The organism is Paenibacillus silvae (assembly GCF_014639235.1).
Classification (GTDB): Bacteria; Bacillota; Bacilli; order Paenibacillales; family Paenibacillaceae; genus Paenibacillus; species Paenibacillus silvae.
The window spans coordinates 199,470-224,095 of record NZ_BMFU01000004.1 but is presented as its reverse complement, the minus strand read 5'-3'; the positions used below and the strand labels follow the sequence as shown (position 1 = coordinate 224,095).

Here is a 24,626-nt window from a genome sequence, read left to right as displayed (position 1 = left end):
TCCTCCTCTGGTTTCACTTCAGGCTCCCGCAACAACACACCTGACTTACATATGCTTGCGTATCCAGCGGCTGAATATGAAGAAAAACACACGTGTAATCGGGCTTTTCTTCATCAGTCGTTTGGACACATCGCGAACCTCCTGCTGTTCGCTGACTTTGGGATCAGACAGGTAAATGGCTATTAGTCCTTCAATAATCATCCGGTGAAACGCAGTTCCCGGAATCTTCTGCACATCACTACGAGCCATCTCCACAATAAACGCAATTCGGCCCAGCATCGTCTCTACATTTTCGTAGTAGTTGCAGAAGTTGAGATCCCCTTCGACACGATCCTCACCCTGATCAATCAAATAATCGAGCATGATGTGTAATGCGCATACGTGCGGGAAATAGGCCTTATGAATTGAAGCCGCCTGCTCTTCGGTCAACTGTTCGTCACTTGCAGCAAGGAACAGCATAAATACACCCAGAGTAGAGCCAGTAGCCGCGGCAAATTCATTCCAGCGGAACTGAGGTGTGCGGTGGCGATGCTCCGACCACCATTCGAGCAAGGCCGTTTCTCTCAGTTCCGGTTTGATGTGCTTATATACCTGCAGGTCCGTGTATAGGCCTGCCAGATCCTGTATTTGGCGCTTGGCTGACGCATATCCCGGCAGCTGACGGGTCAGCTCCTGACAAGTTGTCACCAGATTCCGAAGATATCCGCCATCATCCTGCTCCTCGCGAAGAGCATAATAGTTGACAGGAACAGCCTCCGGATCTACCGCATCAAGCATGGATTGATGGAGCAGACGGAAATCATCCGGGTCCATCGAAGTGCTGCGGTCACACAGATTGTCCAAATAATCACTTATGGTTTGATAAGAAACAATTAACGGAATCAGAATATGGCGGTTTGGCAGGTCAGCCAAAGCGTAAACAGTTCCACCTTCACAATGAAATTGCTTATCTCTTATGCTGTCAAGTGCCTGTGTTCGCAATTCTTCATCAGGAATCGCTTCGGCCTGAGCACGCCATCCATTCAATGCATTGCGCGTTTCCGGAATGGTGTATTTATACACCCCTCTCATCAATGCCAGCGGTCCACGCGGGTACTGATGACGTTTTCGATTTGATTGGCTCAAAATAAATGTGCCTCCACTTGGTTGAATACGTAATAGAGCTGTTTTTAACCATTCCTATTATAATATGATCCCCTTAATTGTACAAATGATCTGCCGCACAAACCGCATAAAATATCGCATCTCCCGCTGATGGTTTATGTTATACTATGCATATTTCTATCCATCAAAGGAGTCGTTGACATGTCGTCAGGTGAACCACTTTCGTGGAGCCGGTTATTTTCTTTTTTTGTGCCGCTGGGCATTTCCGCCTCTCTCGTCACGATATCACACGTAATTATCAACAGTACACTTGCCCGCTCTGCCCACCCTGAGACGGTGATTGCAAGCTATGCTATTGCGGGAAGCCTGCTTACCCTCACGGAGCGTCCTTCTACGCTGCTTCGCCAAACCTGCTCTGCACTGGTACGTGACCGGCTCTCTTTTCAGGCATTGACGTTTGTTACCAAAATATTTCTGGCCTGTGTGCTGCTGATTGGATTCCTCATCGTATATTCTCCCGTCGGCACCGGAGTGTTCAAATATCTATTTGGAGTAAGCCCGGATTTGTTAAGCAAAGTGATCGACGTTTACGAGATCCTGATGTACGTCAGTATTTTTTCGGTCATTCGAAACATATATCAGGGCATTATTATTACAAACAACCGAACCAAATGGCTTACCATCGGCATGATTTTCAGGCTGGCAGGTATGTATGGCCTATCTCTATATTTCATCTATACCGACTCCATTAACAGTGGTCGTGTAGGCGCTATCATATTTGCAGCGGGAATGATGATCGAAGCTCTTGTCAGCTACTTGGAAGGCAGAAGTATTATGCGAAAGATGCCAGCCAAGCTTGAGGAGCATCCTGTAGAAAGCAAGGGGGATGTGTTTCGTTTTTACAAGCCACTGCTTTTATCCAGCTTTGTGGCGCTTTTCATAGGTCCTGTAATCAACATTGTGCTCGGCAAAACAACCGGGATTGCTCTCGCCATCTCTTCGTTTGCTGTAGCAAGCAGTCTGATGCAGCTCATGTTAAGCTTTTTCACCTATATTCATCAGATTGTGCTCAACTTCTATCTGATTGATGCCAAGCTCGTCAAGAAATTCGCTCTGGTTACCGGCTTCATTCCATTTGCCATGACGGTATCTATCGCATATACCCCTCTCGGTCCCTGGGTATTTGAGAACGTGATGAGTGTTCAAGGCCAGCTGCTGGAGCAAAGCCTCTGGACTCTTCGTGCCTTCGTGCTGTTTCCGCTAATCTCTCCGTTTCTCGATTTCAGTAACGGTCTCATTCTGCTTCGCGGACAGACCAAGACGATGTTTCGCTCGCAAAGCGCGAACGCCATCTGCACCGTTATCGTTCTGCTGATTCTGGTCAGCATATTCCCGGCTTGGAATGGCATGATTGGAGCAGCCGCACAGTCTCTGGGATTGCTTGCAGAACTTATTATTGTCTGGATGGTCATCCGGCGCACGCAAAAAGAACCAACGATGACTGTTCCCCCAACCCGCGGGTCGGCGTCTCTATAAAAATGAAATTGATTCAAGAATGGAGTATCACATCATGAAATTAAGTCTTACCGCCCGTCCAGATCAGAACTGGCTTCGGGCACTTATGTTCACCATCTTTGGTTCGACCGCCCTGGTCGTATCCTACTTCCAGCTTTATTTCAGTCACCTCGGCTTCAGTGCAGCCGAAATTGGTTATCTGTACGGCATCGGTCCACTCATCTCTGTATTCTCCAATATGTTCTGGAGTATGGCGAGCGACAAATACAAAACGGTGCGAAAAATAATGATCATACTTCTGGGCGGCCAGCTGATTACAGGGGTGCTGCTGGCTAATGCAACCACCTTTGGAGAAGTATTTGTTCTTGTGACCTTATTTTACTTTTTCTATTATCCGGTCTATCCGCTTTCGGATACGATGGCTATTACAACCGCAAGTAAATATGGCCGTAACTTCACGTCGATTCGGGTCTTCGGCTCGATCGGATATGCATTCTTTGCGCTCAGCATCGGATATGTGCTTGGTTCGTTTGGTCCCGGATGGACGATGGGCATTTGCATCAGTCTTGCTGCTGTAACTTTGCTCATCAGCTTTCAGCTGAAAGATCAGCCTTCCGGCGGTGGAGGAAAGATGCAATTATCCGGGGTGTGGGATATTCTCAAACGCCGAGAGGTGTTCACCTTCTTCGGATGTGTATTTCTGCTTGCTATGGGGCATCGGATGAATGAAGCGTTTTTGACCATCACACTGAAGGACTTGGGGGCAAGCGAAGGTTTGATTGGCTGGTCCCTGCTGATCTCTTCTGTGAGTGAAATCCCGATATTTTTACTGCTCAGCAAGTATGGAAATCGATACAAGGAGCTGCCGCTTCTCACCCTGGCGGCCTTGATGTATACCATTCGTCTTCTGTTCATGTCGTTCTCTGATACACCTGCTGCAGTTGTAGTTATTCAAACGATGCACAGCGTCACCTTTGGCATCTTCTATGTCACTGCTGTTCGATATATAACAAGATTGGTACCTGATAGTTATCGGGCAACAGGCATGGCTCTGTTCACCATTGTATGGTCCAGCGCTTCCGGGCTGCTGAGCGGAACTTTAGGCGGACTGCTGCTTGAGCATACTGGACGTCAGTCGTTTTATCTTACAGCGATGGCCTTTGCTTTGGCGGGTCTAATCGGATTTGGCATCAAGCTGCTTGGCAGCCTTGCCAGCCGTTCATCCTGAGCAGCAATCTGCATTCTGCCTGACTCCTATACAGAACCAAAAAAAGCACAGTCTCCGCAAGGGGACTGTGCTTGTGTTGTTTGTATTCAGCTATAAACAATCATTTATAAGAAGTCCGTACAGAACGGAAAAATCTTACAATTTAATTACGTTAGCTGCTTGAGGACCACGGTTTCCGTCAGTGATTTCGAATTCTACCGCTTGACCTTCTTCCAATGTTTTGAAGCCGTCGCCTTGGATCGCGGAGAAATGTACGAATACGTCCTCGCCGCCTTCAACTGAAATAAAGCCATAGCCTTTTTCTGCGTTAAACCATTTAACTGTACCTTTCAAATGAACAACCTCCTAAAAATATCGCCATCTATGGCGAATACCCTTATTATACTGTATGGGCTTCCAATTTGCAATTTATCTTTTCCATTAATATAGAAAAAATTTGCTTTGCAACGTAGGGTACGGTATCATTTTACCAAAACCGTTAGTTTGGAGACTACCTATGATAAAAAAACACGAAATATACAAAACAGACAAGTGGAATATGATGACTGTAGAAGTACAAGGAAAATACCTCGTCCTGCGGGAAATTTCTGAAGAGTGGGGCGAAGAATGCCACACCTTCCTAAGCCGCCCTGCTTTGATGCATTGGGCCGAGCGTCGTTTTCCGAAGGAGGATTTCGAGAATCGCGAAGAGGAATGGCGTGCATTGATGGCAGCCTTCAAGGGAGTATAGAACGATGCAGCTGGATTCAGGCAATGTCGTTATTTTTATCATCCTGGCCTTCTCACTCGGGATCGTTTTGATTTTGGGACGCAACTCCATCCCGGACCGACTGAGACGAGGAATGGCCCTGATCGCTACCCTGATGATCTGTTTCGCCTTTTTTTTAATCGTCTATTACCTCTTTAATATGGGAGCCTGAAGCAGACAACTGTGCTTGCTTGCGCATTCACATGAATCATGGCTCTCAAATATTTCAACTGTGCTCAGGCCATACTATATGAAGTGATTCGTATAGCAAGGAGGAAGGCTGTTGAAATATCGGAAGACCTTATCCATTCTACTGGCTCTTAGCCTGCTCCCTTCGTCTCCTGCCGCTCATGCACAGGAGACGAAGACGGCTATGCCCATTTTTTCAGCACACAATCAAAGGAGGATTCCCATGAGTAAACTATTGAAACGTTCCGAAGTGCCAACCGAGCATACATGGAAACTGGAAGATTTATTTGCCGATCAGAAGGCCTGGGATCAGGAATATGAAGAAGTATCTTCTATGATGAAAAAAGCCTCCGAATTCCAAGGTAAACTGAATCAGCCTGACACACTTAAAGCCTGCTTCGAATTTGAAGACGAAATCGGTCTCAAGCTTGAACGACTTTTCGTATATGCTCGTATGCATCAGGATGAAGACACAGCTAATCCTACATATCAAAGCCTTTCCCAAAAAGCACAAAAGCTGGGTGTAAACGTAGGTGAAGCACTCTCTTATGTTACACCTGAAATTCTGTCTTTGCCAGATGCGGAACTGGATGCTTTTATTAAAAACGAAAAACTCGCCGCTTATACCTTCACACTGGAAGAGATGAAACGCGAGAAGGCCCATGTGTTAAGCCAAGCCGAGGAAGCACTGCTCGCACAGGTGGGCAATCTGTCCCAGGCTCCCCAAACAATTTTTGGCATGCTGAACAATGCCGATCTCAAGTTTCCACGAATCAAGGATGAGAATGGCAACGAGATTGAACTGACCCATGGCAGCTACATTCAATTTCTGGAAAATCCTAATCGCGAGGTTCGCGAGCGTGCCTTCAAAGCTGTTTACGAGACGTACGCCAAACAAAAAAATACGATTGCAGCAGCGCTGAATGCGAATGTAACGAAAAATATGTTCTATGCAAATGTCCGGAAATATCCCTCTGTCATGGAAATGAACCTGTATGGCGACAACATTCCGACTGATGTGTATAACAATCTGGTGGATACGATTCATGAAAGCCTTCCTTTGCTGCACCGCTACATGGATCTTCGAAAAAAATTGCTTGGCGTAGATCAACTGCATATGTATGACCTGTTCGCTCCACTTGTGGATGAATACAAAATGGACATCACGTACGAAGAAGCCAAGCAGACGGTAAAAGAAGGATTGGAACCACTTGGCAAAGATTATGCAGAAGCACTTCAGTCTGGTTATGACAACCGCTGGATCGACGTATATGAAAATGAAAATAAACGCTCTGGCGCATATGCCTGGGGCGCTTACGGCACTCACCCGTATGTTTTGCTTAACCATAAGGATAATCTGAACAGCATGTTCACACTCGCCCATGAGATGGGTCATGCGTTGCATTCACATTATTCGGATACAGCACTTTCATATCGGGATGCACAGTATACTATTTTCCTGGCCGAGGTTGCTTCGACTACTAATGAAGCCTTGCTTATGGACTATATGCTGAACAAGTCTACGGATCCGAAGGAAAAGCTGTACCTGCTTACGTATTATGCGGATCAGTTCCGCACCACCGTATTCCGTCAAACGATGTTTGCCGAGTTCGAGAAAATTATTCATGAGCGTGCCGAACAGGGCGAAGCCCTTACGCCACAACTGCTATCTGAAATTTATTATGACCTGAATGTGCAGTATCATGGCAAAAACATGGTCGTTGACAAAGATATCGAGATGGAATGGGCGCGTATTCCCCACTTCTATAACAGCTTCTATGTATATAAATACGCTACAGGCTTCTCGGCAGCAACCAGCTTCTCCAAGCAAATTCTGGAGGAAGGTCAGCCAGCCGTGGATCGCTATATTGGCTTCCTGAAAAGCGGTGGAAGTGATTACTCCATCAATATTTTGAAAAAAGCCGGAGTCGATATGTCTACACCTCAGCCGATTCGTGAAGCTATGAGTGTATTTAAGGATTTGATCGAACAGATGGAGCAATTAACCAAATAAGGATATGTTTCCCTGTGATCTATATCCCTTGTCCAGGCGGGCAAGGGATTTTATAATCAAGCAAGATGCAGTTCGCTTCAAAAAGGGTAATGCATTTCTAGTTCGCATACGTTCAACAAGGAGGCAGCATCATGAAAATGCAATGGGCACTTATAGCGGGTCTTGTTTTTGCACTGCTTACAGGCATCTTCGCAGTCATTAATGTCGATTCCGTACAAGTTAACCTGCTGTTTAATACCGTTCGTGTGCCGTTGATTCTACTCATTCTAGGCTGTACGCTGATTGGTGGAATAATCGTCGGCTCTTACGGAATCTATCGTCAATACCGATTGCAGCGCGAAAACAAACGTCTGAAATTGCGCATTACTGAACTGGAAGCTTCTGCAGCCAGCACTGCTGTACCTGTTTCGTACGACAGTATCGATTCTCTTCATTCTAATGAACCTGAGCCTGATGACCAGCTGCACAATGATTCCATTGGCAGTCAGCATAAAGGAAATTCTCCAGGGACATTGTAAAACCAGAAACAGCCTGCTGGCGATTAAGGAATGGACACGCATTCCTTTCCAGTCAGGCTGTATTCTTTTACTGAAGCCATTATATTATTGAAGCCATGCCGGCAAGCAGCATAATTAAGGAGGAAGATCACATGAGCTTTACTATTAATGAATCCTACGTTCTGTCTTTTCTCAAAAAATTACTGGATACCCCGAGCCCGAGCGGGTACACCCGCCAGATCATGGAGATGATCTGCCAGGAAGCAGAATCCCTGAACGTCTCCTGGGAGCTGAACAACAAAGGCGGTGCTGTGCTCACTTGGCCCGGCCAGGACTCCTCCAAAACAATCGCCCTTAGTGCACATGTAGACACACTTGGTGCGATGGTACGTTCAATTACACCCTATGGTACGCTGAAACTGACCTCTGTCGGCGGTTTTACGATGCACAGCATTGAGAACGAATACTGCTCCATTCATACACGAGATGGCAAGGTCTACACAGGAACCATTCTGTCCCTGCATCCTTCTGTGCATGTCTATCCTGATGCCCGCACGTTTGAACGATCAGAAAACCATATGGAGGTTCGCATTGATGAGCTTGTTTCTTCCAAAGAGGATGTTTTGAAGCTCGGAATCAGTGTCGGGGACTTTATCTCGTTTGATGCACGTGCTGTCATTACACCTAGCGGTTATATCAAATCACGTCATCTCGATGATAAAGCCAGCGTAGCCGCCCTGTTTGGCATTCTCGAATCTGCACATCGGGAAGGCTGGAAACCGGTACATAACGTCACCCTGCTCATCTCAAACTACGAAGAGGTTGGACACGGAGCAGCTTACATCCCGGCCGATATCAGTGAACTGATTGCTGTAGATATGGGAGCTATGGGAGATGATCTCAGCTGCAAAGAAACCGATGTATCCATATGTGCCAAAGACTCTTCTGGTCCTTACGACTACGATATGACAAGCCGCCTCATTGAGCTGGCTAAACAAGATGGCATGGATTATGTCGTGGACATTTACCCGCAGTATGGCTCGGACGGCAGTGCAGCCTTACGCGGGGGCAACAACATTCGTGCGGCTTTAATCGGCCCTGGTGTACACGCTTCTCACTCCATGGAACGCACTCACACCAAAGCGGTAATCAATACAGCACGTCTGCTTGCTGCATACATTACAACACAGGAATAAGTCACTACCTCTACATCTAAATCTGCAAGTCTATTAGCTATGTACTGATCTCTGCTCATTGCAGGACAAAAGGACACATCTATCCAGCACATGATCTGTGCTTGAAGATGTGTCCTTTGTTATTCAGGCTCCTCAGCGAAGCCATATAATTGTGTCATTCAGGATTTATTTTGTTCAATCTGCTCAGCGAGCTCATTCAGTACAGTCCAGCGCTCCATCAATTCATCCAGATGACGCTCGGCCTCTGCCTGTTCGGCCATTAACTCCTGCAAACGAGCAGAATCACTGAAGGCGGCTTCCATCTCTTGGTTAATCCGGGCAAGATTCGCTTCGGCCTTCTCAATGTTCTCATCAATCTGATCAAATTCACGCTGCTCCTTAAAACTGAATTTCAGTTTAGGCTTCGCCGAGACAGCGGAGGCAGGGACAGCGGCCTCGGACGTTTTTTCACTCGCCTGTTTTTTGGCGGCAGTTCCAGCACCACTCTGCTGATTGACAGGCGCATTTTTCAGCATCCATTCCGCATATTCGCTGTAATCACCTACGTGCACACGGATAGCCCCATCGCCTTCGAACGCAAGTACCTTATCTACCGTACGATCCAGGAAATAGCGATCATGCGATACGACAAACACAACCCCCGGGAAATCATCCAGATAGTCTTCCAACACTGCAAGCGTCTGAATGTCCAGATCATTCGTTGGCTCATCCAGCAGCAGTACATTGGGAGCCGCCATCAGAATTCGAAGCAGGTAGAGCCGCCGTTTCTCTCCCCCGGACAAGCGGGCTATTGGCGTCCATTGTGCGGTTGGATTGAATAAAAAGCGCTCAAGCATCTGTGAAGCTGTAATAAGCGATCCGTCAGACGTTTTAATATTTTCGGCTACTTCCTTGATATATTCAATGACACGCATCGTCTCGTCCATTTCCTGATGCTCCTGCGTGAAGTAACCCAGATTGACGGTTGGTCCAAGCACAACCTCTCCGGCATCCGGCTGCAATCTGCCCGAAATCATCTGCAGCAGGGTGGATTTACCACTGCCATTCGGACCAACAATGCCTACACGATCACCCGGAACGGCGATGTAGCTCAGATCTTCAATCAGCTTGCGGTCACCAGCAGACTTGGAGAGATGCTCGATTTCCAGTATTTTTTTGCCCAGACGTGTGGAACCGACAGACACCTCAAGCGAACTGGAACGCTGTACTCCCTGCTGGTCTTTCAACTGTTCAAAACGATCAATCCGCGCCTTCTGCTTCGTTGTACGCGCCTTCGCACCACGGCGAATCCAGGCAAGCTCGGTACGCAGCAGATTTTGACGTTTCTGTTCTGAAGCAGCCTCTCGTTCCTCCCGTTCCGCCTTCAGCTCCAGAAAACGTGTATAATTCGCCTCATATCGGAACAAGCGTCCATGATCAAGCTCCAGCATGACATTGGCTACCCGATCGAGGAAATAGCGATCATGCGTAATCATAAGCAATGCGCCGCGCCGCTTCTGCAGATACTGCTCTAACCATACAACCGAATCATTATCAATATGGTTCGTCGGCTCGTCCAGAATGAGCAGCTCGCAAGGATGAATTAACGCTGCCGCCAGAGCAACCCGTTTCCGCTGTCCACCTGACAAAGTGCCCATTAGTGCATCGAATTGCTGTATACCCAGCTTGGACAAAATGCTTTTGGCTTCACTCTCCATCTGCCAGAGCTGAAGCTGCTCCATCTGTTGATTCAGACGCAACAGTCGCTCAGTCAGCTCGGTATCTGATGGATTCAACTCCAGCAGCTCCATCGTTTCTGTATACTCCCGTACCGTTCTCATCTCGGAGCCTTCACCTTCAAACACCTGCTGCAACACCGTTTTATTCGGATTAAACTCCGGATTCTGGGCCAGAAACTGCACACGTACATCATTCCCGATGGCGATCTGACCCTCATCTGCCGGCTCCAAACCTGCAATCACTCGCAAAAACGTAGATTTCCCGGTGCCGTTCACACCGACGACGCCGATTTTATCCTGATCCTCCATCCCGAAGGAAGCATCCTTGAACAAAATTTTCTCGCCATAACTTTTTGCAATTTGTTCTACTGTCATTATGTTCATGCCCGTTACCCACACTTCTCTATAGTTTGAAATGCTCTACCCTCTATTATTACGTGTTTTATGCGCGCTCCCATAGCTGCCTATACTTGCAAAAAGGAGCGACATCCGTCCAGAAACAACGCCGCTGCAAATGAAATTCGTTTATTCAGATCGGTCTCATTAAATGACGGATTCAGCATTATATCCATTTTGAGACGGTCCAGAATACCGATATATGCTTCGGCCAGCAGCACTGGCTCAGGCACTCCGGCACTCTCAAGAACACTGCGCACGATGCTCATGTATTCATTCATAAAGGCTTTCATAAATTTCATCAGGTCCGGGTCATTATTCGGTGCCATAAAAAATAACTTGGTATGATTGCGGCGCTCATAATAATACGTCAAATGTGTCTTTGCAATAGCTGCAAGCTTGTCACCGGTATTGTCGTTTGCCTGCAATGCGTATTCCAATCGACTTATAAAGCTGTTACAATCCCGCATGGACACAGCAACAAATAGCTGCTCCTTGCTCTTGAAATATAAATAAATGGTGCCTTTTGCAATGCCAGCTTCGTCAGCAATATCGGACATTTTGGTTTCATAGAACCCTTTTGATCCAAAAATGCCATAAGCCGCATCCAAAATAGCCTCCGACTTGTCTCCCTGCACAGTGCTCATCTGCACTCCCTCCCTACAACGCCAAAATTTTCCCCAAACCGATCGCCACACAGCCTCCAATCACCGAGCTCAGCACATTGACCAGATCGTTGCTCATCCACGTCCAACCTCGTGCACGAACAGTCTTGTGTCCACAATGTTCACTGACCTCTACTTCACGACCGCATTCGGTGCAGCGATACATCAACTGGACGGTTGCTCCCAGATAGGAATCGGCAAATGCTCCAGCCACTCCACCTGCAAGACCAACACACATCCAATTCAAAAATCCCAGCGTCTCAAAGTCTGCGACCCAAGAAAAAATAAATGCCCCCGCTCCAATCAAAGCTCCACCTATTGCCGCGGCTGTTGTTCCAAGTAACGACACACCACCGGAAGCGCCCGGAGTCAGCACCTTCCAATTCACCACAGAACGCGGCGGCTTACGGCTCAGGCTGCCAAGTTCGGTAGCCCAGGTATCGGATGTTACCGTTGCCATGACACCGATGAAAGCATAGATCCAGACCTGATGTGGAAATATCCAGTATCCCAAACATAGAAGCATGCCCATCCCGCCGTTGGCAAACACTTGCCCAGCATCCCGATTGCCTGTTTTGGCATACGATTTCTCCAGCTCCTGCTTTCGTTCCTTACGATACTTGGACAACAGGGTTGAAGTTATGAAAAACAACAACAGTGTGCCAAACCAAAACAGATTGCCTGCCCCGTAATAGATCGTTCCCATCAACACAGCTGCCAAACAACCGGACAGGGTCAGCGACTTCTTCGCGTAGGCTGCACCCGCCACAATAAAAGCGCATACCGCGCCGATAATCCAGTCCATAATCTCTCCTGCATGTGGCAGCATCTATGGTCCACATGACGTTTATGTTATTTTTGAAATTCAATTATACCACGGTTTGAGCCCAATGCCGAAACTCCCGTGGCAGGCATGACAAAAACCTGATCCGGCAGCTTAGAAAGCTGCGAACCAGGTCTGCTGGATGAAATATATGGACTAAACTGCCCTTTTACAACTAAACATCGCGTCATTCGCTCCGTTCAATGTCAGCCTCGCTTGATTCCGCCGATGACGCCATAACGATACAACACACGACGACCAAACCAATTGAACAAACGATCCGTGAGAAAACCCATAAATCCCAAGGAGATTAGTCCAACAAAAATCCAGTCCGTTCGGAAAAACAGCCGTGAATTCCAGATCAGATAACCCACGCCTTCATTCGAGGCAATCATCTCTGCGCCGATAATAGCCATATAGGAAGTTCCCATCGCCAATCGAACACCTGTGAAAATGTACGGGGTCGTAGCAGGGACAACCACATGCAATAAAATCTGCCACTCATTCGCACCCATACTGCGGGCTGAACGAATTTTATCCTCTTCAATGGACAAGACCCCCGTCAGTGTATTCAGTACAACGATGAAAAATGTCGCATACATGATCAGTGCAATCTTGGACTGTTCCCCGATGCCGAACCAGACCAGGAATAATGTTATGAAAGCAATCGGCGGTATAAATCGAATAAAATGAAGAAAGGGTTCGGCAAACAGACGAATGATGTGAACCTTGCCGATGAGAAGTCCTACCGGAATGGCAATGACACTTCCCAGTACCCATCCGGCCAGTACACGCGAGAAGCTGATCCCGATATAATGCATGAGCGTGCCATCAGCAATTAATTCGCGAGCCCCCTGCACAGTATCCCATGGACCAGGAATCACGTCCGGCCCGTAGAGCAATGCACCAAGCTGCCATATCAGAATGACTGTAACCCATAGCAGTGGTACAGACACCCATTTTTTCTCCAACCATTTCATGATCCGGATCACCTCGGTTATTCTTCAAAATGACTTTGAATCTGATCGTATAGGGAATTAAATTCAGCCGAAGCAATATTTCTCGGATAAGACTGAATGTTATGATAAATATCCGTTATATTCGACGAAGGCCCCACCGACATGATTCCGATCCGTTCACCAAGCAATAACGCCTCCTGAATGTCATGGGTAACAAATATAACCGTCTTATTCGTTTCCCTCCAGATATTCACCAGTTCCTTCTGCATGACTCTTCGAGTCATGGCATCCAGCGCACCGAAAGGTTCATCCATGAGAAGAATCGCCGAATCATTAGCCAGCACTCGTGCCAGTTGGACCCGCTGCTTCATGCCTCCAGACAGTTCCTTCGGATACTTCCCTTCATGTCCTCCCAAACCCACGAGCTGAATGTAACGGTCCGAAATCGTACGGCGTTCAGATTTGGGCACCTTGGACATTCGAAGCCCGAATTCAACGTTTTCCCTTACGGTAAGCCATGGAAAAAGCGAGGAATCCGCCTGTTGGAACACCATTGCACGATCCCTTCCAGGTCTGTCGATCTCTTTGTTATTCACTTTAAGCTGCCCGCCCGACTTGGAGATAAAACCCGCGATCATGTTAAGTAACGTTGATTTTCCGCAGCCGCTGGGACCGAGCAGAACAAAAAATTCGCCACCCCTGATTACCAGATCAACATCCTTGATAATGTAATGCACTTCTCCATTTGCGGGAACGTTGTAGGTTTTTCGAAGCTGTTCAATATGAATCGTGTGACGATCTGCGGGTAAGGACATAGAGACACCTCCAGTACGTTTTGGGTTATTCGGTATATGTTACTTTTTCCGGCAATGCCTCTTTCAGAGGTTTGAGGTTTAACTTGCCTTTGAGATCAAAATCCTGCTCAATGATTCCGTTATCCACCATGTATTGCTTCTGTCCCGCCAAACTTTCATACGCTTCCCGGGTAAATCCAACGACCCACGGATTGATGGGAAGATCCTTCAAGGTTGCTTCCTTAGGTTGTTTTGTCTCCTTATACATCAGATCCGCTACCTCATCAGGATGAGCCTGGGCATATGTTGAAGCTTCATCGAGGGCTACAAGAAAACCCTTTATCGTGTCCGGATTAGCCTCGATGAACTCATTACTTGCGACCAGCCCCATGCCAAGCCTCACTGGAGTCTGGGACATATCTGTCAGCTGATGCACGCCTCCAAGCTTATCGAACTTGTCGGTTAATGCAGAGCCGATAACCCAGGCGGCATCCAGTTCTCCTTGCTTCAATGCAATATAGGACTCATCGAAGGCCCCTTGCCCAATCTGCTTCACATCCCCAAGCGTAAGCCCCTGAGCCTTCAAATATTCATCCCACAGATACGGAATAAATGTGCCTCGAATAAAGCTCACGCTCTTGCCCTTCAAGTCTGCACCCGTCCGGATCTCCTCCCTGGCATACAGCTTCCATGCAGCTGCTGCTTCATCCGTTGTCTGACCCGCAGAAGCGATGATCGAATAATCTCCTTTGGCCAAAGCGTTCAACACCGGGAAGTCAGCACCGTAGGCAATATCCACCTGCTTGATAAACAGTGCATTCACGCCTTCTGCCGGAGAACCAAACGTGACAATCTCTGCATCAATGCCTTGGCTTTCAAAGAACCCTTTGGCAACGGCTACCCTGAACGTCGGGTTTGTGCTCGTATCCGCTATGCGGATCTTTACCTTGGTGGCACCACTTGCGGAGCTGCCTTTCACTTCGGACTTTGCTCCGTTTGAAGAACATCCGGAGATTATAATCGTTAAGGAGAGGAGCAGCATGAATGCTCCCTTTAAAATGGTTGTTTTTTTCACAACATACACCCCGTTCAATCCATGTATTATCGGCTACCGTTAACTGCCTTGTTTTCCCTCATCCGATGTTGCTACGCAAGCTGCTCCCTCAACAAACGGCAGTGTTGTCTCTACATTAACTACCGAATCAGAGCCTTTGGCTGCTGCTCCCGGCACTCTGTAGACCGATACATCAATGGCTTCGATCGCCACCTCTTCTGGCTTCTCCAGTTGAGGAACCCATTGATATGGAACCCGATACGAACGGTAAACCATATTGGTATTACGCCCGTCTTTGTATGGAGAAATATACTCCCACACCAGCTCGTGCTCTGCTGTAACTTCAAACAATCGGCCATTGGAGCCTTCGGTGATCAACGTATTACCGTTAGGCAAGCGCTGGGCCGAGCTAATATACGGGCTGTAAAATTTATACGAATCGGTTGGAACGGAAAAGCCTGCTTCGGCAGAGGTATACTGCCACACAATCTCCAGTGTCAACGGGTCAATCTCAAGTACGCGCGAATGATCACGGACCGCATGTTTCAAGCCATATGGAGAAGCCGGATTCGGAAGACCATAACCTGCCCATCCTCCATTATCAAACACGAGAAGATTGCCCTCGCCCGGCAGTCCTTGAGGAATGATATGTGCATGATGCTGTCCGATAATGGTGCCGATATGCTTCGCTTCAGGAGAGGAATAATCCGGCCCGAGTTTCCAAACAATTTTGCCGCTCTGTCTGTCCGTAATGGCAATAATATTGGCTTCTCTGGCATCCCATATGATGTTATCCGGGTTAAAGCGCTCGTCTCCCGCTTCATAGAAGCGGTTGGGGCCAACATAGGAAGCTGAGTTAATATGCAGCCAATCACCTACACCCCCACCAAGGTGACCAAATGAACGCGTATTCGGGTCACGGTACAATACATTGCGTGCTGCCTCGTCAAAGCCCAGTTCTTCAAAATGCTCGTTCGGAAGCCATTCCCACAACACATTGCCTTCCCAATCCACTTCAATAATGGCATCATCAAGCAAAGGTTTATCCGAGATTTGCGGATTGCTTACGTTTTTGTGCGCCAGAATCAAAGTCTTGCCACCCTGTGTTTTCGGAGCCAGACCAGGAGCATAATACCCTACCGGGTTGCCCTCACGCTGATAATCATGGTGCTGGCGGGCGTACCACAATGATTCGTATCCCGGATCTTCAATATGTTCGTAGCTATTGTATTTCCACACGATGTTGCCATCCCAGTCCACCTGAACCAGGTCCACATTATCCTGAATACCGAATTTCGGGTCTCTTCTGCCCGTGCTTCCCAGCACATAACCTCCGGGGAAAATCTTGGCAGGAAATCCGAGCAGTCCTTTCCAGAGGTGAACTTCCTTACCGTTCATATCAATTAATACAACGCCTTCTTCTCCTGCCTGATACACGGTGTAGCCACCCCAGGCTTTTTCCGGATTATACAGCGTTGCTCCCGTTGGATAAATTGTTGAGTGTCCCATCGTTCTCATCTCTCCCTTGGATTGTCAAATTCATTCACGATCGTTCAAGCATTAATAACTGCGATACAAGCATTTAATAACTGAGATAATTGTTCTTTCCGGAATTCCCCTTTCGCTTCTGTTCAAGGTCGTTGTCCACGGACGGCTCTCTCTTATCTCTCATATTGCTCTCGGCAAGCTCCAGCAGTGTATTTGAGAACCCCTCCAGATTCACGATCACCCGCTCATAAAATTGGCTTTGCTGCTCCAGTTCCGCAGTGGTAAATCCCTCAAACAGAAGCGTGATACATCGGGCACCGATATTGCTATTGCGGGCATACATCTCCCTACCTTTGGCGGTTATATCAAGCAGGACGGTACGGCGATCGTCTTCCTTGCGTCTGCGGATCGTTAATCCCTTTTTCTCAAGCTTGTCAGTAAGTGCAGTAATGGCGCCGGAAGTGAAGTCCAATTGATCGGCCAGGTCCCCGAGTCGTTGTTCTCCTTCACGAATGATTTTATGCAAGATTAGCATTCCCGGCAGACTAATGCCTTCCACCGTTATCCGATCCCGCTCCTTGACGAATCGTCTGACCATTTTGCGAAAGAGCCAATCCGTTTTCTCCAATGCTTCCCAATCTCTCTCGTTCATTTCATTCCCTCCTATTCAACCGAAACGTTAGCAAGTACGCAAAAAAGCTCCCGAGGACATTCCATATGGAGTAGTCCCGGGAGCCTTTGGTGGTCCAATCAGCCCGCATTCATATTCGAATTTATTTCACTGTTCATTTAATTATCGTTAAAATAATTTAGTCTATCATATAACCAACTAACCCAACCTGTCAAGTAAGAATTAAAAGTTATTTATTCTTTTTTTGCCTGTCAGGAATTATTTATGCCATTTTAAGTTTCACTTCAGCTTCGCCGGTTAAACTAATCTCAGATCAAACAACAAGATTAAGCTACGATTCCCTTCGTACTTAAAGACAGAAGGAGGATTACAAGAATGAATATAAAACGTGTAATGTTTGTGGGTACGATGATTGTAACCATGTCTTTTGCAGGAACCGCCTGGAGCAAATCGGCCATTTCACCGATTCCCTTAACGGAGTGGTCCATCGTAAGTTTAAATTCCAAAGATGATAACAAGGATGAGCTGCTGAGTGCACTTAACCTCTCCTCCGAGGAAGATCTGTATCAGGATCTGTACGCAGGCAAATCACTTAAAACCATTACGGACGAGAATAACGGAGATTTCAGTGAGGTCGTGGCTCTGCAGGTCAATCAACTGAGGCAGCAGCTGAATGATCGTCTGGCAAAGGGAAGCATCACTCAAGAGCAATATGAGGCACAACATGCGGAACTCGAACAAATTGTTCTTGAAAGCGCCCGTACCTCTTATGAATGGGCTTAAACTTAAATGTTTAGAGTTGCGTGTTCACTTATTTTCTATGATCACGTCAAAAAGGAGCGATTTCCCGCCCCTGAATGCATGACTGTACCATTATAATTCATACGGAATTTACAGGATTATTTCGCTGCTGCAATAGTACATTTCCCGACGGATTGACCATCCCAGGCGAGCTCAAGCACATCTCCCTCTGCGGCTGGTCCCACACCCTCCGGTGTTCCGGTGAAGATAATATCTCCTGCGCCAAGACCATAATGATATCCTACATAATCAACAACGTGTTGAAGGTCAAAAATCATGTTGCGAATGTTGCCTCGTTGCACTTCAACGCCATTTTTGGTCAGCGTAAAGTCCTTTTCTAGCAATGCTTCCTTGCCTGAAAAGGACTGAAAATCACTTACAGGCGCGGAATTTTTGAATCCTTTAGCCGCAGTCCATGGATGTCCCTTTTTCTTGATTACGGTCTGCACATCACGCAGTGTAAAATCAATCCCGAAGGCATAGGCATTCACCAGCTCATCTACGCGCACTCCCGGCTCATAATTCCGACCAATTCGGATAACCAACTCAGCCTCATAATGAACCTCTCCCTTGGAAGCTGGTAGCTCTAGCGCTTCCACATTCAGAGGCACAACAGCATGGGAAGGTTTCATAAAAATCATCGGTTCATCCGGAATCGCATTGCCAAGCTCCTCGGCATGAAGTTTATAATTGCGTCCTACACAGTATACATTACAGATATTCGTTAACATGAGTTGTAACCACCTTTGCTGGATTCATTGCTCCGATTATCATCTTGGTATATAGATCTTTATGGTCTGAAGAAACGGCTGCTTGTTTCCTCAAAGGCCTCTTCCCACACATCCGGCCGATTGGTACAGATCATCACATCAGAATCAATGGCAGCAAGCTTTTTCATCGAAGCCTTGTCATCCACCGTCCATGCCATCACTTGAATGCCCGCCCCATGCATTTGTCTCATTAATGCTTTATCTACATTGGTGTAGCCGATCGATAGAAAAGTACAATGCATCTGCTGCAACGCAGCAAGCAAATCCCCCGGTTTGGCATCAATAATCAGACCCGTTTGCAATTCCGGAGCAAGTTTCTTCACTTCAACCAGCGCAGCCGGTTCAAAGGAAGTAATAACCACATCATGCTGCATATGTCTTTTTCTAATTTCGTAAATGACCGCTGCGGGCAAGCCCGGATACATATCCCCTTGTGTCTTCAACTCGATGTTTAATCGAACCTTGCCGCAACAACGATCCAAAACCTCACGAAGTGAAGGAATACGCTCGCCTGTGTAATTGTTGCCCTTCCATGATCCTGCATCCAGCAGTTTAAGGGCAGCCCAATCCGTGTCCTTGACTCGCCCCTTGCCGTTGGTGGTTCGCTCCAGCGTGAAGTCATGAATGACTACTGGCACACCATCTCGCGACAGCTGCACATCCAGCTCCATCCATTGAACTTCCGGTCTTTCCATTGCCATATTAAAGGCTGCCATCGTGTTCTCGGGTGCAAGTGATGAGAATCCACGATGGGCTACACACAGATTATTCATAGTTTATCTCTCCTCAGCAGCAGGCTGGTTTAGTTAAGCGTAGCAACTCCACTCGTGTTAATGCGGATACCTGGCGACATTTTTGCCATCTGCTCCAGCAGGAGCCGGTTTGCATCATCAAGCATTGGTACAGCCTGCCCCAGAGCTGCTTCATACGGGATCACTTTCATACTGCATTTCGCATCCCTGCTGCAGCTAGCCTGAAACACAGCTGTCTTCCAGGTTTCTTCCGTAGTAGATCTTGTGAAAATAAAATTGCCCGTACTGTATGCAATCCATTTCCCCTTATAGTTTTCGAGACCTTGTAAAACATGAGGATGACCACCAACAATCAGATCGGCTCCGGCATCCACAAACTCATGTGCCAGTCGTGTTTGATCTGCGTTCGGGGTACTGACACGCTCTTCTCCCCAATGGGCTACAACGATGACCAGATCAGCCTTCTTCCGGGCCGTCTTAATCGCTTCAACCGCTCTTGTGGAATCATAAGCTTCCGCCACCCCCGCCCGATTTCCATCTGCCTTCCAGCTCGCTACAGGAACAACCCGGCTGAAACCAAGCAAGGCAATCTTCATGCCTTTACGTTCGAAATATGCCGGCTCGTATGCCTCCGTGCCATTCATGCCTGCACCGGCATGAGCAATGCCATATTGCTCAAGATACGTCAGCGTATCCACCAAACCTTCCACACCCTGGTCCAGGATATGATTGTTTGCCAGATTAACCGCATCAAATCCGGCTGCTGCCATAGCTTGCAGAGCCTTTGGCGAAGATTTGTATACAAACGACTTGTCTTCTGCACTGGTACCTCCGTGAGTTACCGGTGTCTCCAGATTACCAATGGTTAAATCGTCATCCTTGAACATGCTGCCAAGCTTGGCGAAAGGATAGTTATAACCGTTCTTCTCCAAGAGCTCCGCAACTTTACCGGAAAATTGAATATCGCCCACAAAATGAATGATAACGTCATTTGCCGGGTCAGGAGCCTTGGTGCTCCCACTGTTTTCGACTTTGCCTGAATTGCCTTGATCCGAATCCGAAGTCTTTGTGCCTGTGTCTTTTTTTCCACCGCTATTCTCTGTCGGATCACTTGCCCCAGCTCCAGATGATGCAGAATCATCTGTACTGTCAATCTCTGCATCCGGTTTCCCATCTACAGGAGCAGCATCCTCATTCGGTGTTTCGGCCGGATCAGCATCAGGCTCATTGACTGCACCGCCGCTCTGATTGTCCGTTGCTGGAGACGGGTCCTGCTGTGCTGCCTCTTGAGGAACCGGCTGCCCTGACTGCTGTTCACGTGTATTGAGGATATAATACACACCGATCAGACCAATCGCTGCAATAAGCATAAGATTGACAATTCTGATCTTGACATTACGTGTACGTCTTGCTTTTTTCTTTACTGAGCTTCGCTGCGATCTTGGGGGATACATAAGCCACTCCTCTTCTTTACAAACAATCCATATGCATACCATTATAACAAGCATATTCTGGATATGCATCCTTCCTTTTTAATGTTTCTCTACACATCTAAAACGGTTTCACTTTAAGAACATTTATACAAAAAAGCCGTCTCTACTGTAGATTCTGCTACAGTAGAGACGGCAAGATGTATACGGGTATTAAAGTAAAATGGACTGCCTTTAATTCGCAGCAAGCTGTGTCGCTGCCTGCATAGACATCTCTTTGGCTTGACGGATACAGTCTGGCAGACCTACCCCTTCATAACCAGCGCCAGCAATATATACGCCCGGAACTTTAGCTCCAAGCTCTTTGCGAAGATCGGCAAGATGCTGGAGATGACCGACAGGATACTGCGGCATCGCTCTGTGCATTCTTGTTATCTCGGAGAAGATGGGACTCGCTTCAATGCCCATCGTTTCCCTTAAATCCTTCATGACAAGTTCCGTAAGCGCCTCATCAGGAAGATCTACATTCTGCTCATCTCCGGAACGGCCAACATAACAGCGAAGCAGCACTTTGTCCTCCGGACTGGTGTGAAGCCATTTGGTGGATGTCCATGTGCAGGCCGTAATATTGCGCCCCTCCTTGCGGGGCACAAGAAATCCGGAACCGTCAAACACATGTTGAATCTCTTTTTTCTCAAAAGCGAGAACAACATTCGCCACCGAAACATAATTGATGGCATCCAGCGCCGAGGTATCTACATGAGGTTTTAGCAGAGATGATGCAACATAAGTTGGAACGGTAATGACAACGTCATCCGCATCCAGCCATTCGCCATTATGCAGCTCAACACGATATCTTGCGTCCTGCTGTTCCGATCTCTGTAAGGATATCGCGGCAGTATTCAAACGCTGGTCCACATCATCCAGTTCATGCACCAGAGCATGCACCAGACTTTGCAGCCCCTGACGGAAGTTCAGAAAAGCACTTCGCTTCGTGCCAGTATGTGTCTCGGTCGGTTTACGCCCCGTCATCATACCTCGAATCAGGCTGCCATAATCCCGCTCTACCTCTCCAAACTGCGGAAAGGTAGCTTGCAGGCTCAGCTTACGCATATCTCCTGCGTAAATCCCTGCCAGAAGCGGCTCCGTCAGGTTCTCCAGCACTTCCGATCCCAGTCTTCGCTCAATCATATAACCAAGTGATTCATCCTCTGTCGTACGCTTGGGCGGAATAATAAAGTCCATCAGCGCCCGCAGTTTGCCCGCGGGAGAGACAAGTCCACTTCTCAGGAAAGGTCTCAGCTCTGTCGGAATCCCGAGAACCAGTCCTGCCGGCATCGGATGAAGCTTGCCACGCTGCATGATGTACGTTTTTTTCGACTCCGGATTTTGACTGACCAGTTCATGATCCATCTCCAGTTCCTTCGCCAGATCAATCATGGCTGTTTTACGAGCCAGGAAGGAGTCAGGACCCTTCTCAATCACGAATCCGTCCCGATGCAGCGTTTCAATGATGCCGCCCATGGATGAGCTTTTCTCCAGCAGGGTAATCGCTGGCTCAACACCTGCCGCCCGGTAATGCTTGCGAATATAAAATGCCGAGCTGAGACCCGTAAGGCCTCCGCCGACAATAACGACGCGTCGTTTCTTGTCTTCCATCAGTTATCAGACCCTTGCTGCCATTGGCTTATAATAGAGTCGCTTAATGTTTCCATGTACAGAGGATCACTATTAAGCGAGTCGATGCGCATCAGGCGCATATCCATTTCCTTCGCAATCGCTTTGGCTTCGATGTCCAGATCGTACAGCACTTCCAGGTGATCGGATACGAAGCCAATCGGCGCCACAAGCACATCCTCCACCTGCTCACGGGAAAGCTCCTGCAGTGTGTCCAGGATGTCAGGACCCAGCCATGGCTCGGCGGTGCGTCCTGCACTTTGCCAAGTAAACTGCCAGTTGGAAATGCCCACGCGGGAAGCAATCGCTTCGGAGGTTTCCAGCAGTTGATCCGGATATGGATCACCCATGTCTACAATTCGCGCAGGCAGACTGTGTGCGCTGAACAGCACCTTCACGTCCCCGCGCTTGGCTCCTGCTTCCTCAAAAGCATCCAGCTTTGCGCTTACACGTGCAGCAAGTGCCTGAATAAGCTTCGGGTGCAAATGATAGCTTTCAATAAAGGACATACGAATGCCATGCTCTTCCGCTTTTTCCCGTGCACGCTTGATATAGCTGCCTACGCTCATCGTCGAGAAGTGCGGAGCCAGCACGATGCCGATCGCAGTCTGAATGCCGTCCTTTGCCATCTGCTCCACGCCGTCCTCAATAAACGGGTACGCATGCTTGAGTCCCTGATAACAGCGAAACTCGGTGCCGTTCCGGCGCTCGTCCTGCTGTAACGTCTCCTGCAGTGTTCTCACCTGATTGTCCGTGTTCTCACGGAGCGGAAATACACCGCCAACAATCGCTTCGTAGCGATCTGTCAATTCCTTCAATTGTTCCGGCTCAGGCGGCCGCCCTCTGCGGATATGCGTGTAATACGCTTCAATACTTTCCATATTTTCAGGCGTGCCATACGACATCACCAGTACACCTACGGTCTTAGTCATTGTTTGCCGTCACTCCCATCTTCAAAGCTTCTGCTGAATATTCGTGTATATAATCGGTTAGTTCTTTTAATTTATCTAGGGAAGCTTCAGGGAACAGCCCATGTCCAAGATTGAAAATGTATCCCGGCTCCTTGACTCCTTCATCAATAATGGCTTTGGCCTGTTCCTTGATTACCTCCATTGGCGCCGTAAGGATATACGGATCAAGATTGCCCTGTACTGCAAATTTGCCCCCCAGTCGTCTGCGACCTTCCGAGACGGAAACTCTCCAGTCCAGCCCGATCACATTAGCCTGCAGTTCCTGCAGGGTTGGCAGCAGTTCGCCAGAGGCTACACCAGGAAAATAAATTTTCGGTACATTCAAATCGGATAATTCGGTAAAAATACGGGTAATCGTAGGCAGTACATACGTTTTGAAATCTTTGGGAGAGAGTGCTCCTACCCAGCTGTCAAACAACTGAAATGCCTTACCGCCATTCGCGATATGGGCACGGATATATGTAATGACCATATCACCAAGCTTCTGCATCAGTTTATGCCACACTTCCGGCTCGCTGTACATCATCGTTTTGGTTCGGATATACCCTTTGGAAGGCTGGCCTTCAATCAGATAACTTGCAATCGTAAAAGGAGCCCCCGCAAACGTGATCAGCGGAACGTCGAGCTGCTTGTCCAGAATACGAATCGTTTCCAGAATGTGTGACAGATCCCCCTCGACATCAATAGGACGCAGGCGGTCTACGTCTGCTGCGGAACGAATGGGATTATCAATCACCGGTCCAATATTTTTGACAATATCAAAATCTATACCGAGTGAAGCAACCGGATTCATAATATCGGAATACAAAATAGCCGCATCCACGCCCAGCTTCCGTACGGGCATGAGTGTAACTTCAGCCGCGAGCTCAGGCTGCCGGCATATTTCAAGCAAGGAGTACTTTTCTTTGATTTTGCGATATTCAGGATCGTAACGCCCAGCCTGACGCATGTACCAAACCGGCACACGATCTACCTGCTGTTTGAAACTTGCCCGAATCAAACGATCATTATAGCTCATATTAAGAAGCCTCCAATAGTTTTTGGACTCATAACTACCATTATGCCCTTTTTAAACAGCCGTAACAACCATTTGGGGATGTGTTCCAAGTGACAATACTATGACATTCGTTACACCCTATTTCATACTTTGGTTTAGCCAGCTTTCGATGCATTCAATAACCCATCTTTAATATGCCAATTGTGATA

24 protein-coding genes are annotated in these 24,626 nt (G+C 47.7%); 8 read left to right on the top strand and 16 right to left on the bottom strand.

The features are described 5' to 3' along the window. Positions 1-45: 45 nt before the first annotated feature. Complete coding sequence (locus IEW26_RS15360; RefSeq protein WP_186322937.1) at positions 46-1,125, bottom strand: tetraprenyl-beta-curcumene synthase family protein; 1,080 nt, start codon at positions 1,123-1,125, stop codon at positions 46-48. Between the two features lie 180 nt (positions 1,126-1,305). Between IEW26_RS15360 and IEW26_RS15355 the strand changes: the two genes are divergently transcribed. Both IEW26_RS15355 and IEW26_RS15350 read left to right on the top strand, forming a co-directional pair. Further along, entirely contained in the window at positions 1,306-2,640 is a 1,335-nt protein-coding gene (locus IEW26_RS15355; protein ID WP_188593030.1) for a multi antimicrobial extrusion protein MatE, read from the top strand. 34 nt (positions 2,641-2,674) lie between these two features. Continuing rightward, positions 2,675-3,847, top strand: coding sequence for an MFS transporter (locus tag IEW26_RS15350; RefSeq protein WP_145402892.1), 1,173 nt, complete (start codon positions 2,675-2,677; stop codon positions 3,845-3,847). Between the two features lie 135 nt (positions 3,848-3,982). Here the strand turns inward: IEW26_RS15350 and IEW26_RS15345 are convergent, their stop codons facing one another. After that, positions 3,983-4,180, bottom strand: a complete 198-nt coding sequence (locus tag IEW26_RS15345) for a cold shock domain-containing protein (RefSeq protein WP_095288023.1) — start codon at positions 4,178-4,180, stop codon at positions 3,983-3,985. A 163-nt stretch (positions 4,181-4,343) separates the two neighbouring features. Between IEW26_RS15345 and IEW26_RS15340 the strand changes: the two genes are divergently transcribed. The 5 genes from IEW26_RS15340 to IEW26_RS15320 all read left to right on the top strand — a co-directional run bounded on the left by IEW26_RS15340 (position 4,344) and on the right by IEW26_RS15320 (position 8,491). Continuing rightward, positions 4,344-4,577, top strand: coding sequence for a hypothetical protein (locus tag IEW26_RS15340; protein ID WP_090924721.1), 234 nt, complete (start codon positions 4,344-4,346; stop codon positions 4,575-4,577). 4 nt (positions 4,578-4,581) lie between these two features. Then, positions 4,582-4,767 carry a hypothetical protein gene (locus tag IEW26_RS15335; protein WP_373288480.1) on the top strand — a complete coding sequence of 62 codons (186 nt, stop codon included), beginning with the start codon at positions 4,582-4,584 and terminating at the stop codon, positions 4,765-4,767. A 240-nt stretch (positions 4,768-5,007) separates the two neighbouring features. Further along, positions 5,008-6,798 (top strand): oligoendopeptidase F, encoded by a 1,791-nt coding sequence (gene pepF, locus IEW26_RS15330; RefSeq protein ID WP_188593029.1) that lies wholly within the window; start codon positions 5,008-5,010, stop codon positions 6,796-6,798. Between the two features lie 131 nt (positions 6,799-6,929). Beyond that, complete coding sequence (locus tag IEW26_RS15325; protein WP_145402894.1) at positions 6,930-7,316, top strand: LapA family protein; 387 nt, start codon at positions 6,930-6,932, stop codon at positions 7,314-7,316. 131 nt (positions 7,317-7,447) lie between these two features. Then, positions 7,448-8,491, top strand: a complete 1,044-nt coding sequence (locus IEW26_RS15320; protein WP_188593028.1) for a M42 family metallopeptidase — start codon at positions 7,448-7,450, stop codon at positions 8,489-8,491. A 158-nt stretch (positions 8,492-8,649) separates the two neighbouring features. Here the strand turns inward: IEW26_RS15320 and IEW26_RS15315 are convergent, their stop codons facing one another. The 8 genes from IEW26_RS15315 to IEW26_RS15280 form a co-directional block, all read right to left on the bottom strand. After that, entirely contained in the window at positions 8,650-10,593 is a 1,944-nt protein-coding gene (locus IEW26_RS15315; protein ID WP_188593027.1) for an ABC-F family ATP-binding cassette domain-containing protein, read from the bottom strand. Positions 10,594-10,673: 80 nt separating this feature from the next. After that, complete coding sequence (locus IEW26_RS15310) at positions 10,674-11,252, bottom strand: TetR/AcrR family transcriptional regulator (protein ID WP_188593026.1); 579 nt, start codon at positions 11,250-11,252, stop codon at positions 10,674-10,676. Positions 11,253-11,265: 13 nt separating this feature from the next. After that, the gene (locus IEW26_RS15305) at positions 11,266-12,075 is read right to left on the bottom strand and encodes a DUF92 domain-containing protein (protein WP_188593300.1); all 810 of its coding nucleotides are present in this window, start codon (positions 12,073-12,075) and stop codon (positions 11,266-11,268) included. A 224-nt stretch (positions 12,076-12,299) separates the two neighbouring features. Then, positions 12,300-13,073 carry an ABC transporter permease gene (locus IEW26_RS15300; protein WP_145402898.1) on the bottom strand — a complete coding sequence of 258 codons (774 nt, stop codon included), beginning with the start codon at positions 13,071-13,073 and terminating at the stop codon, positions 12,300-12,302. A gap of 17 nt (positions 13,074-13,090) precedes the next feature. Further along, entirely contained in the window at positions 13,091-13,867 is a 777-nt protein-coding gene (locus tag IEW26_RS15295) for an ABC transporter ATP-binding protein (RefSeq protein ID WP_188593025.1), read from the bottom strand. Between the two features lie 25 nt (positions 13,868-13,892). Beyond that, complete coding sequence (locus IEW26_RS15290) at positions 13,893-14,888, bottom strand: ABC transporter substrate-binding protein (protein WP_188593299.1); 996 nt, start codon at positions 14,886-14,888, stop codon at positions 13,893-13,895. A 72-nt stretch (positions 14,889-14,960) separates the two neighbouring features. Further along, complete coding sequence (locus tag IEW26_RS15285) at positions 14,961-16,409, bottom strand: aryl-sulfate sulfotransferase (RefSeq protein ID WP_145402900.1); 1,449 nt, start codon at positions 16,407-16,409, stop codon at positions 14,961-14,963. A 73-nt stretch (positions 16,410-16,482) separates the two neighbouring features. After that, on the bottom strand, positions 16,483-17,040 hold the full coding sequence (locus tag IEW26_RS15280) for a MarR family winged helix-turn-helix transcriptional regulator (protein ID WP_188593024.1): 558 nt from the start codon (positions 17,038-17,040) through the stop codon (positions 16,483-16,485). A 354-nt stretch (positions 17,041-17,394) separates the two neighbouring features. Here IEW26_RS15280 and IEW26_RS15275 point away from each other — a divergent pair, with 354 nt between their 5' ends. Continuing rightward, a complete protein-coding gene (locus tag IEW26_RS15275) occupies positions 17,395-17,802 on the top strand; it encodes an SHOCT domain-containing protein (RefSeq protein WP_145402902.1) in 408 nt (135 codons plus the stop codon). A 116-nt stretch (positions 17,803-17,918) separates the two neighbouring features. Here IEW26_RS15275 and IEW26_RS15270 read toward each other — a convergent pair whose 3' ends face one another. The 6 genes from IEW26_RS15270 to hemE all read right to left on the bottom strand — a co-directional run bounded on the left by IEW26_RS15270 (position 17,919) and on the right by hemE (position 24,438). Further along, positions 17,919-18,551: a fumarylacetoacetate hydrolase family protein gene (locus IEW26_RS15270; protein ID WP_188593023.1), complete on the bottom strand. Its 633-nt coding sequence runs from the start codon at positions 18,549-18,551 to the stop codon at positions 17,919-17,921. 59 nt (positions 18,552-18,610) lie between these two features. Beyond that, a complete protein-coding gene (locus IEW26_RS15265; protein ID WP_145402904.1) occupies positions 18,611-19,363 on the bottom strand; it encodes a glycerophosphodiester phosphodiesterase in 753 nt (250 codons plus the stop codon). Positions 19,364-19,392: 29 nt separating this feature from the next. Continuing rightward, positions 19,393-20,796 carry a CapA family protein gene (locus IEW26_RS15260; protein WP_188593022.1) on the bottom strand — a complete coding sequence of 468 codons (1,404 nt, stop codon included), beginning with the start codon at positions 20,794-20,796 and terminating at the stop codon, positions 19,393-19,395. Positions 20,797-21,006: 210 nt separating this feature from the next. Continuing rightward, positions 21,007-22,431, bottom strand: a complete 1,425-nt coding sequence (gene hemY, locus IEW26_RS15255; protein WP_145402906.1) for a protoporphyrinogen oxidase — start codon at positions 22,429-22,431, stop codon at positions 21,007-21,009. Next, positions 22,431-23,381, bottom strand: coding sequence for a ferrochelatase (hemH, locus tag IEW26_RS15250; RefSeq protein WP_188593021.1), 951 nt, complete (start codon positions 23,379-23,381; stop codon positions 22,431-22,433). Before hemH ends, hemY begins: the two co-directional genes overlap by 1 nt. Further along, the gene (gene hemE / locus IEW26_RS15245) at positions 23,374-24,438 is read right to left on the bottom strand and encodes a uroporphyrinogen decarboxylase (RefSeq protein WP_145402908.1); all 1,065 of its coding nucleotides are present in this window, start codon (positions 24,436-24,438) and stop codon (positions 23,374-23,376) included. The genes hemH and hemE overlap by 8 nt, the downstream gene beginning before the upstream one ends. Positions 24,439-24,626: the final 188 nt, after the last annotated feature.

What these genes read in the sequence shown, in the direction of transcription:
- IEW26_RS15305 (WP_188593300.1), bottom strand. Translation starts at nt 12,075, where the DNA reads ATGGACTGGATTATCGGCGCGGTATGCGCTTTTATTGTGGCGGGTGCA.
- IEW26_RS15275 (WP_145402902.1), top strand. Translation starts at nt 17,395, where the DNA reads ATGAATATAAAACGTGTAATGTTTGTGGGTACGATGATTGTAACCATG.
- IEW26_RS15325 (WP_145402894.1), top strand. Translation starts at nt 6,930, where the DNA reads ATGAAAATGCAATGGGCACTTATAGCGGGTCTTGTTTTTGCACTGCTT.
- IEW26_RS15355 (WP_188593030.1), top strand. Translation starts at nt 1,306, where the DNA reads ATGTCGTCAGGTGAACCACTTTCGTGGAGCCGGTTATTTTCTTTTTTT.
- IEW26_RS15340 (WP_090924721.1), top strand. Translation starts at nt 4,344, where the DNA reads ATGATAAAAAAACACGAAATATACAAAACAGACAAGTGGAATATGATG.
- IEW26_RS15350 (WP_145402892.1), top strand. Translation starts at nt 2,675, where the DNA reads ATGAAATTAAGTCTTACCGCCCGTCCAGATCAGAACTGGCTTCGGGCA.
- IEW26_RS15300 (WP_145402898.1), bottom strand. Translation starts at nt 13,073, where the DNA reads ATGAAATGGTTGGAGAAAAAATGGGTGTCTGTACCACTGCTATGGGTT.
- IEW26_RS15295 (WP_188593025.1), bottom strand. Translation starts at nt 13,867, where the DNA reads ATGTCCTTACCCGCAGATCGTCACACGATTCATATTGAACAGCTTCGA.
- IEW26_RS15270 (WP_188593023.1), bottom strand. Translation starts at nt 18,551, where the DNA reads ATGTTAACGAATATCTGTAATGTATACTGTGTAGGACGCAATTATAAA.
- IEW26_RS15315 (WP_188593027.1), bottom strand. Translation starts at nt 10,593, where the DNA reads ATGAACATAATGACAGTAGAACAAATTGCAAAAAGTTATGGCGAGAAA.
- IEW26_RS15335 (WP_373288480.1), top strand. Translation starts at nt 4,582, where the DNA reads ATGCAGCTGGATTCAGGCAATGTCGTTATTTTTATCATCCTGGCCTTC.
- IEW26_RS15280 (WP_188593024.1), bottom strand. Translation starts at nt 17,040, where the DNA reads ATGAACGAGAGAGATTGGGAAGCATTGGAGAAAACGGATTGGCTCTTT.
- IEW26_RS15310 (WP_188593026.1), bottom strand. Translation starts at nt 11,252, where the DNA reads ATGAGCACTGTGCAGGGAGACAAGTCGGAGGCTATTTTGGATGCGGCT.
- hemH (WP_188593021.1), bottom strand. Translation starts at nt 23,381, where the DNA reads ATGACTAAGACCGTAGGTGTACTGGTGATGTCGTATGGCACGCCTGAA.
- pepF (WP_188593029.1), top strand. Translation starts at nt 5,008, where the DNA reads ATGAGTAAACTATTGAAACGTTCCGAAGTGCCAACCGAGCATACATGG.
- IEW26_RS15265 (WP_145402904.1), bottom strand. Translation starts at nt 19,363, where the DNA reads ATGAATAATCTGTGTGTAGCCCATCGTGGATTCTCATCACTTGCACCC.
- IEW26_RS15285 (WP_145402900.1), bottom strand. Translation starts at nt 16,409, where the DNA reads ATGGGACACTCAACAATTTATCCAACGGGAGCAACGCTGTATAATCCG.
- IEW26_RS15290 (WP_188593299.1), bottom strand. Translation starts at nt 14,888, where the DNA reads ATGCTGCTCCTCTCCTTAACGATTATAATCTCCGGATGTTCTTCAAAC.
- IEW26_RS15260 (WP_188593022.1), bottom strand. Translation starts at nt 20,796, where the DNA reads ATGTATCCCCCAAGATCGCAGCGAAGCTCAGTAAAGAAAAAAGCAAGA.
- IEW26_RS15320 (WP_188593028.1), top strand. Translation starts at nt 7,448, where the DNA reads ATGAGCTTTACTATTAATGAATCCTACGTTCTGTCTTTTCTCAAAAAA.
- hemE (WP_145402908.1), bottom strand. Translation starts at nt 24,438, where the DNA reads ATGAGCTATAATGATCGTTTGATTCGGGCAAGTTTCAAACAGCAGGTA.
- hemY (WP_145402906.1), bottom strand. Translation starts at nt 22,431, where the DNA reads ATGGAAGACAAGAAACGACGCGTCGTTATTGTCGGCGGAGGCCTTACG.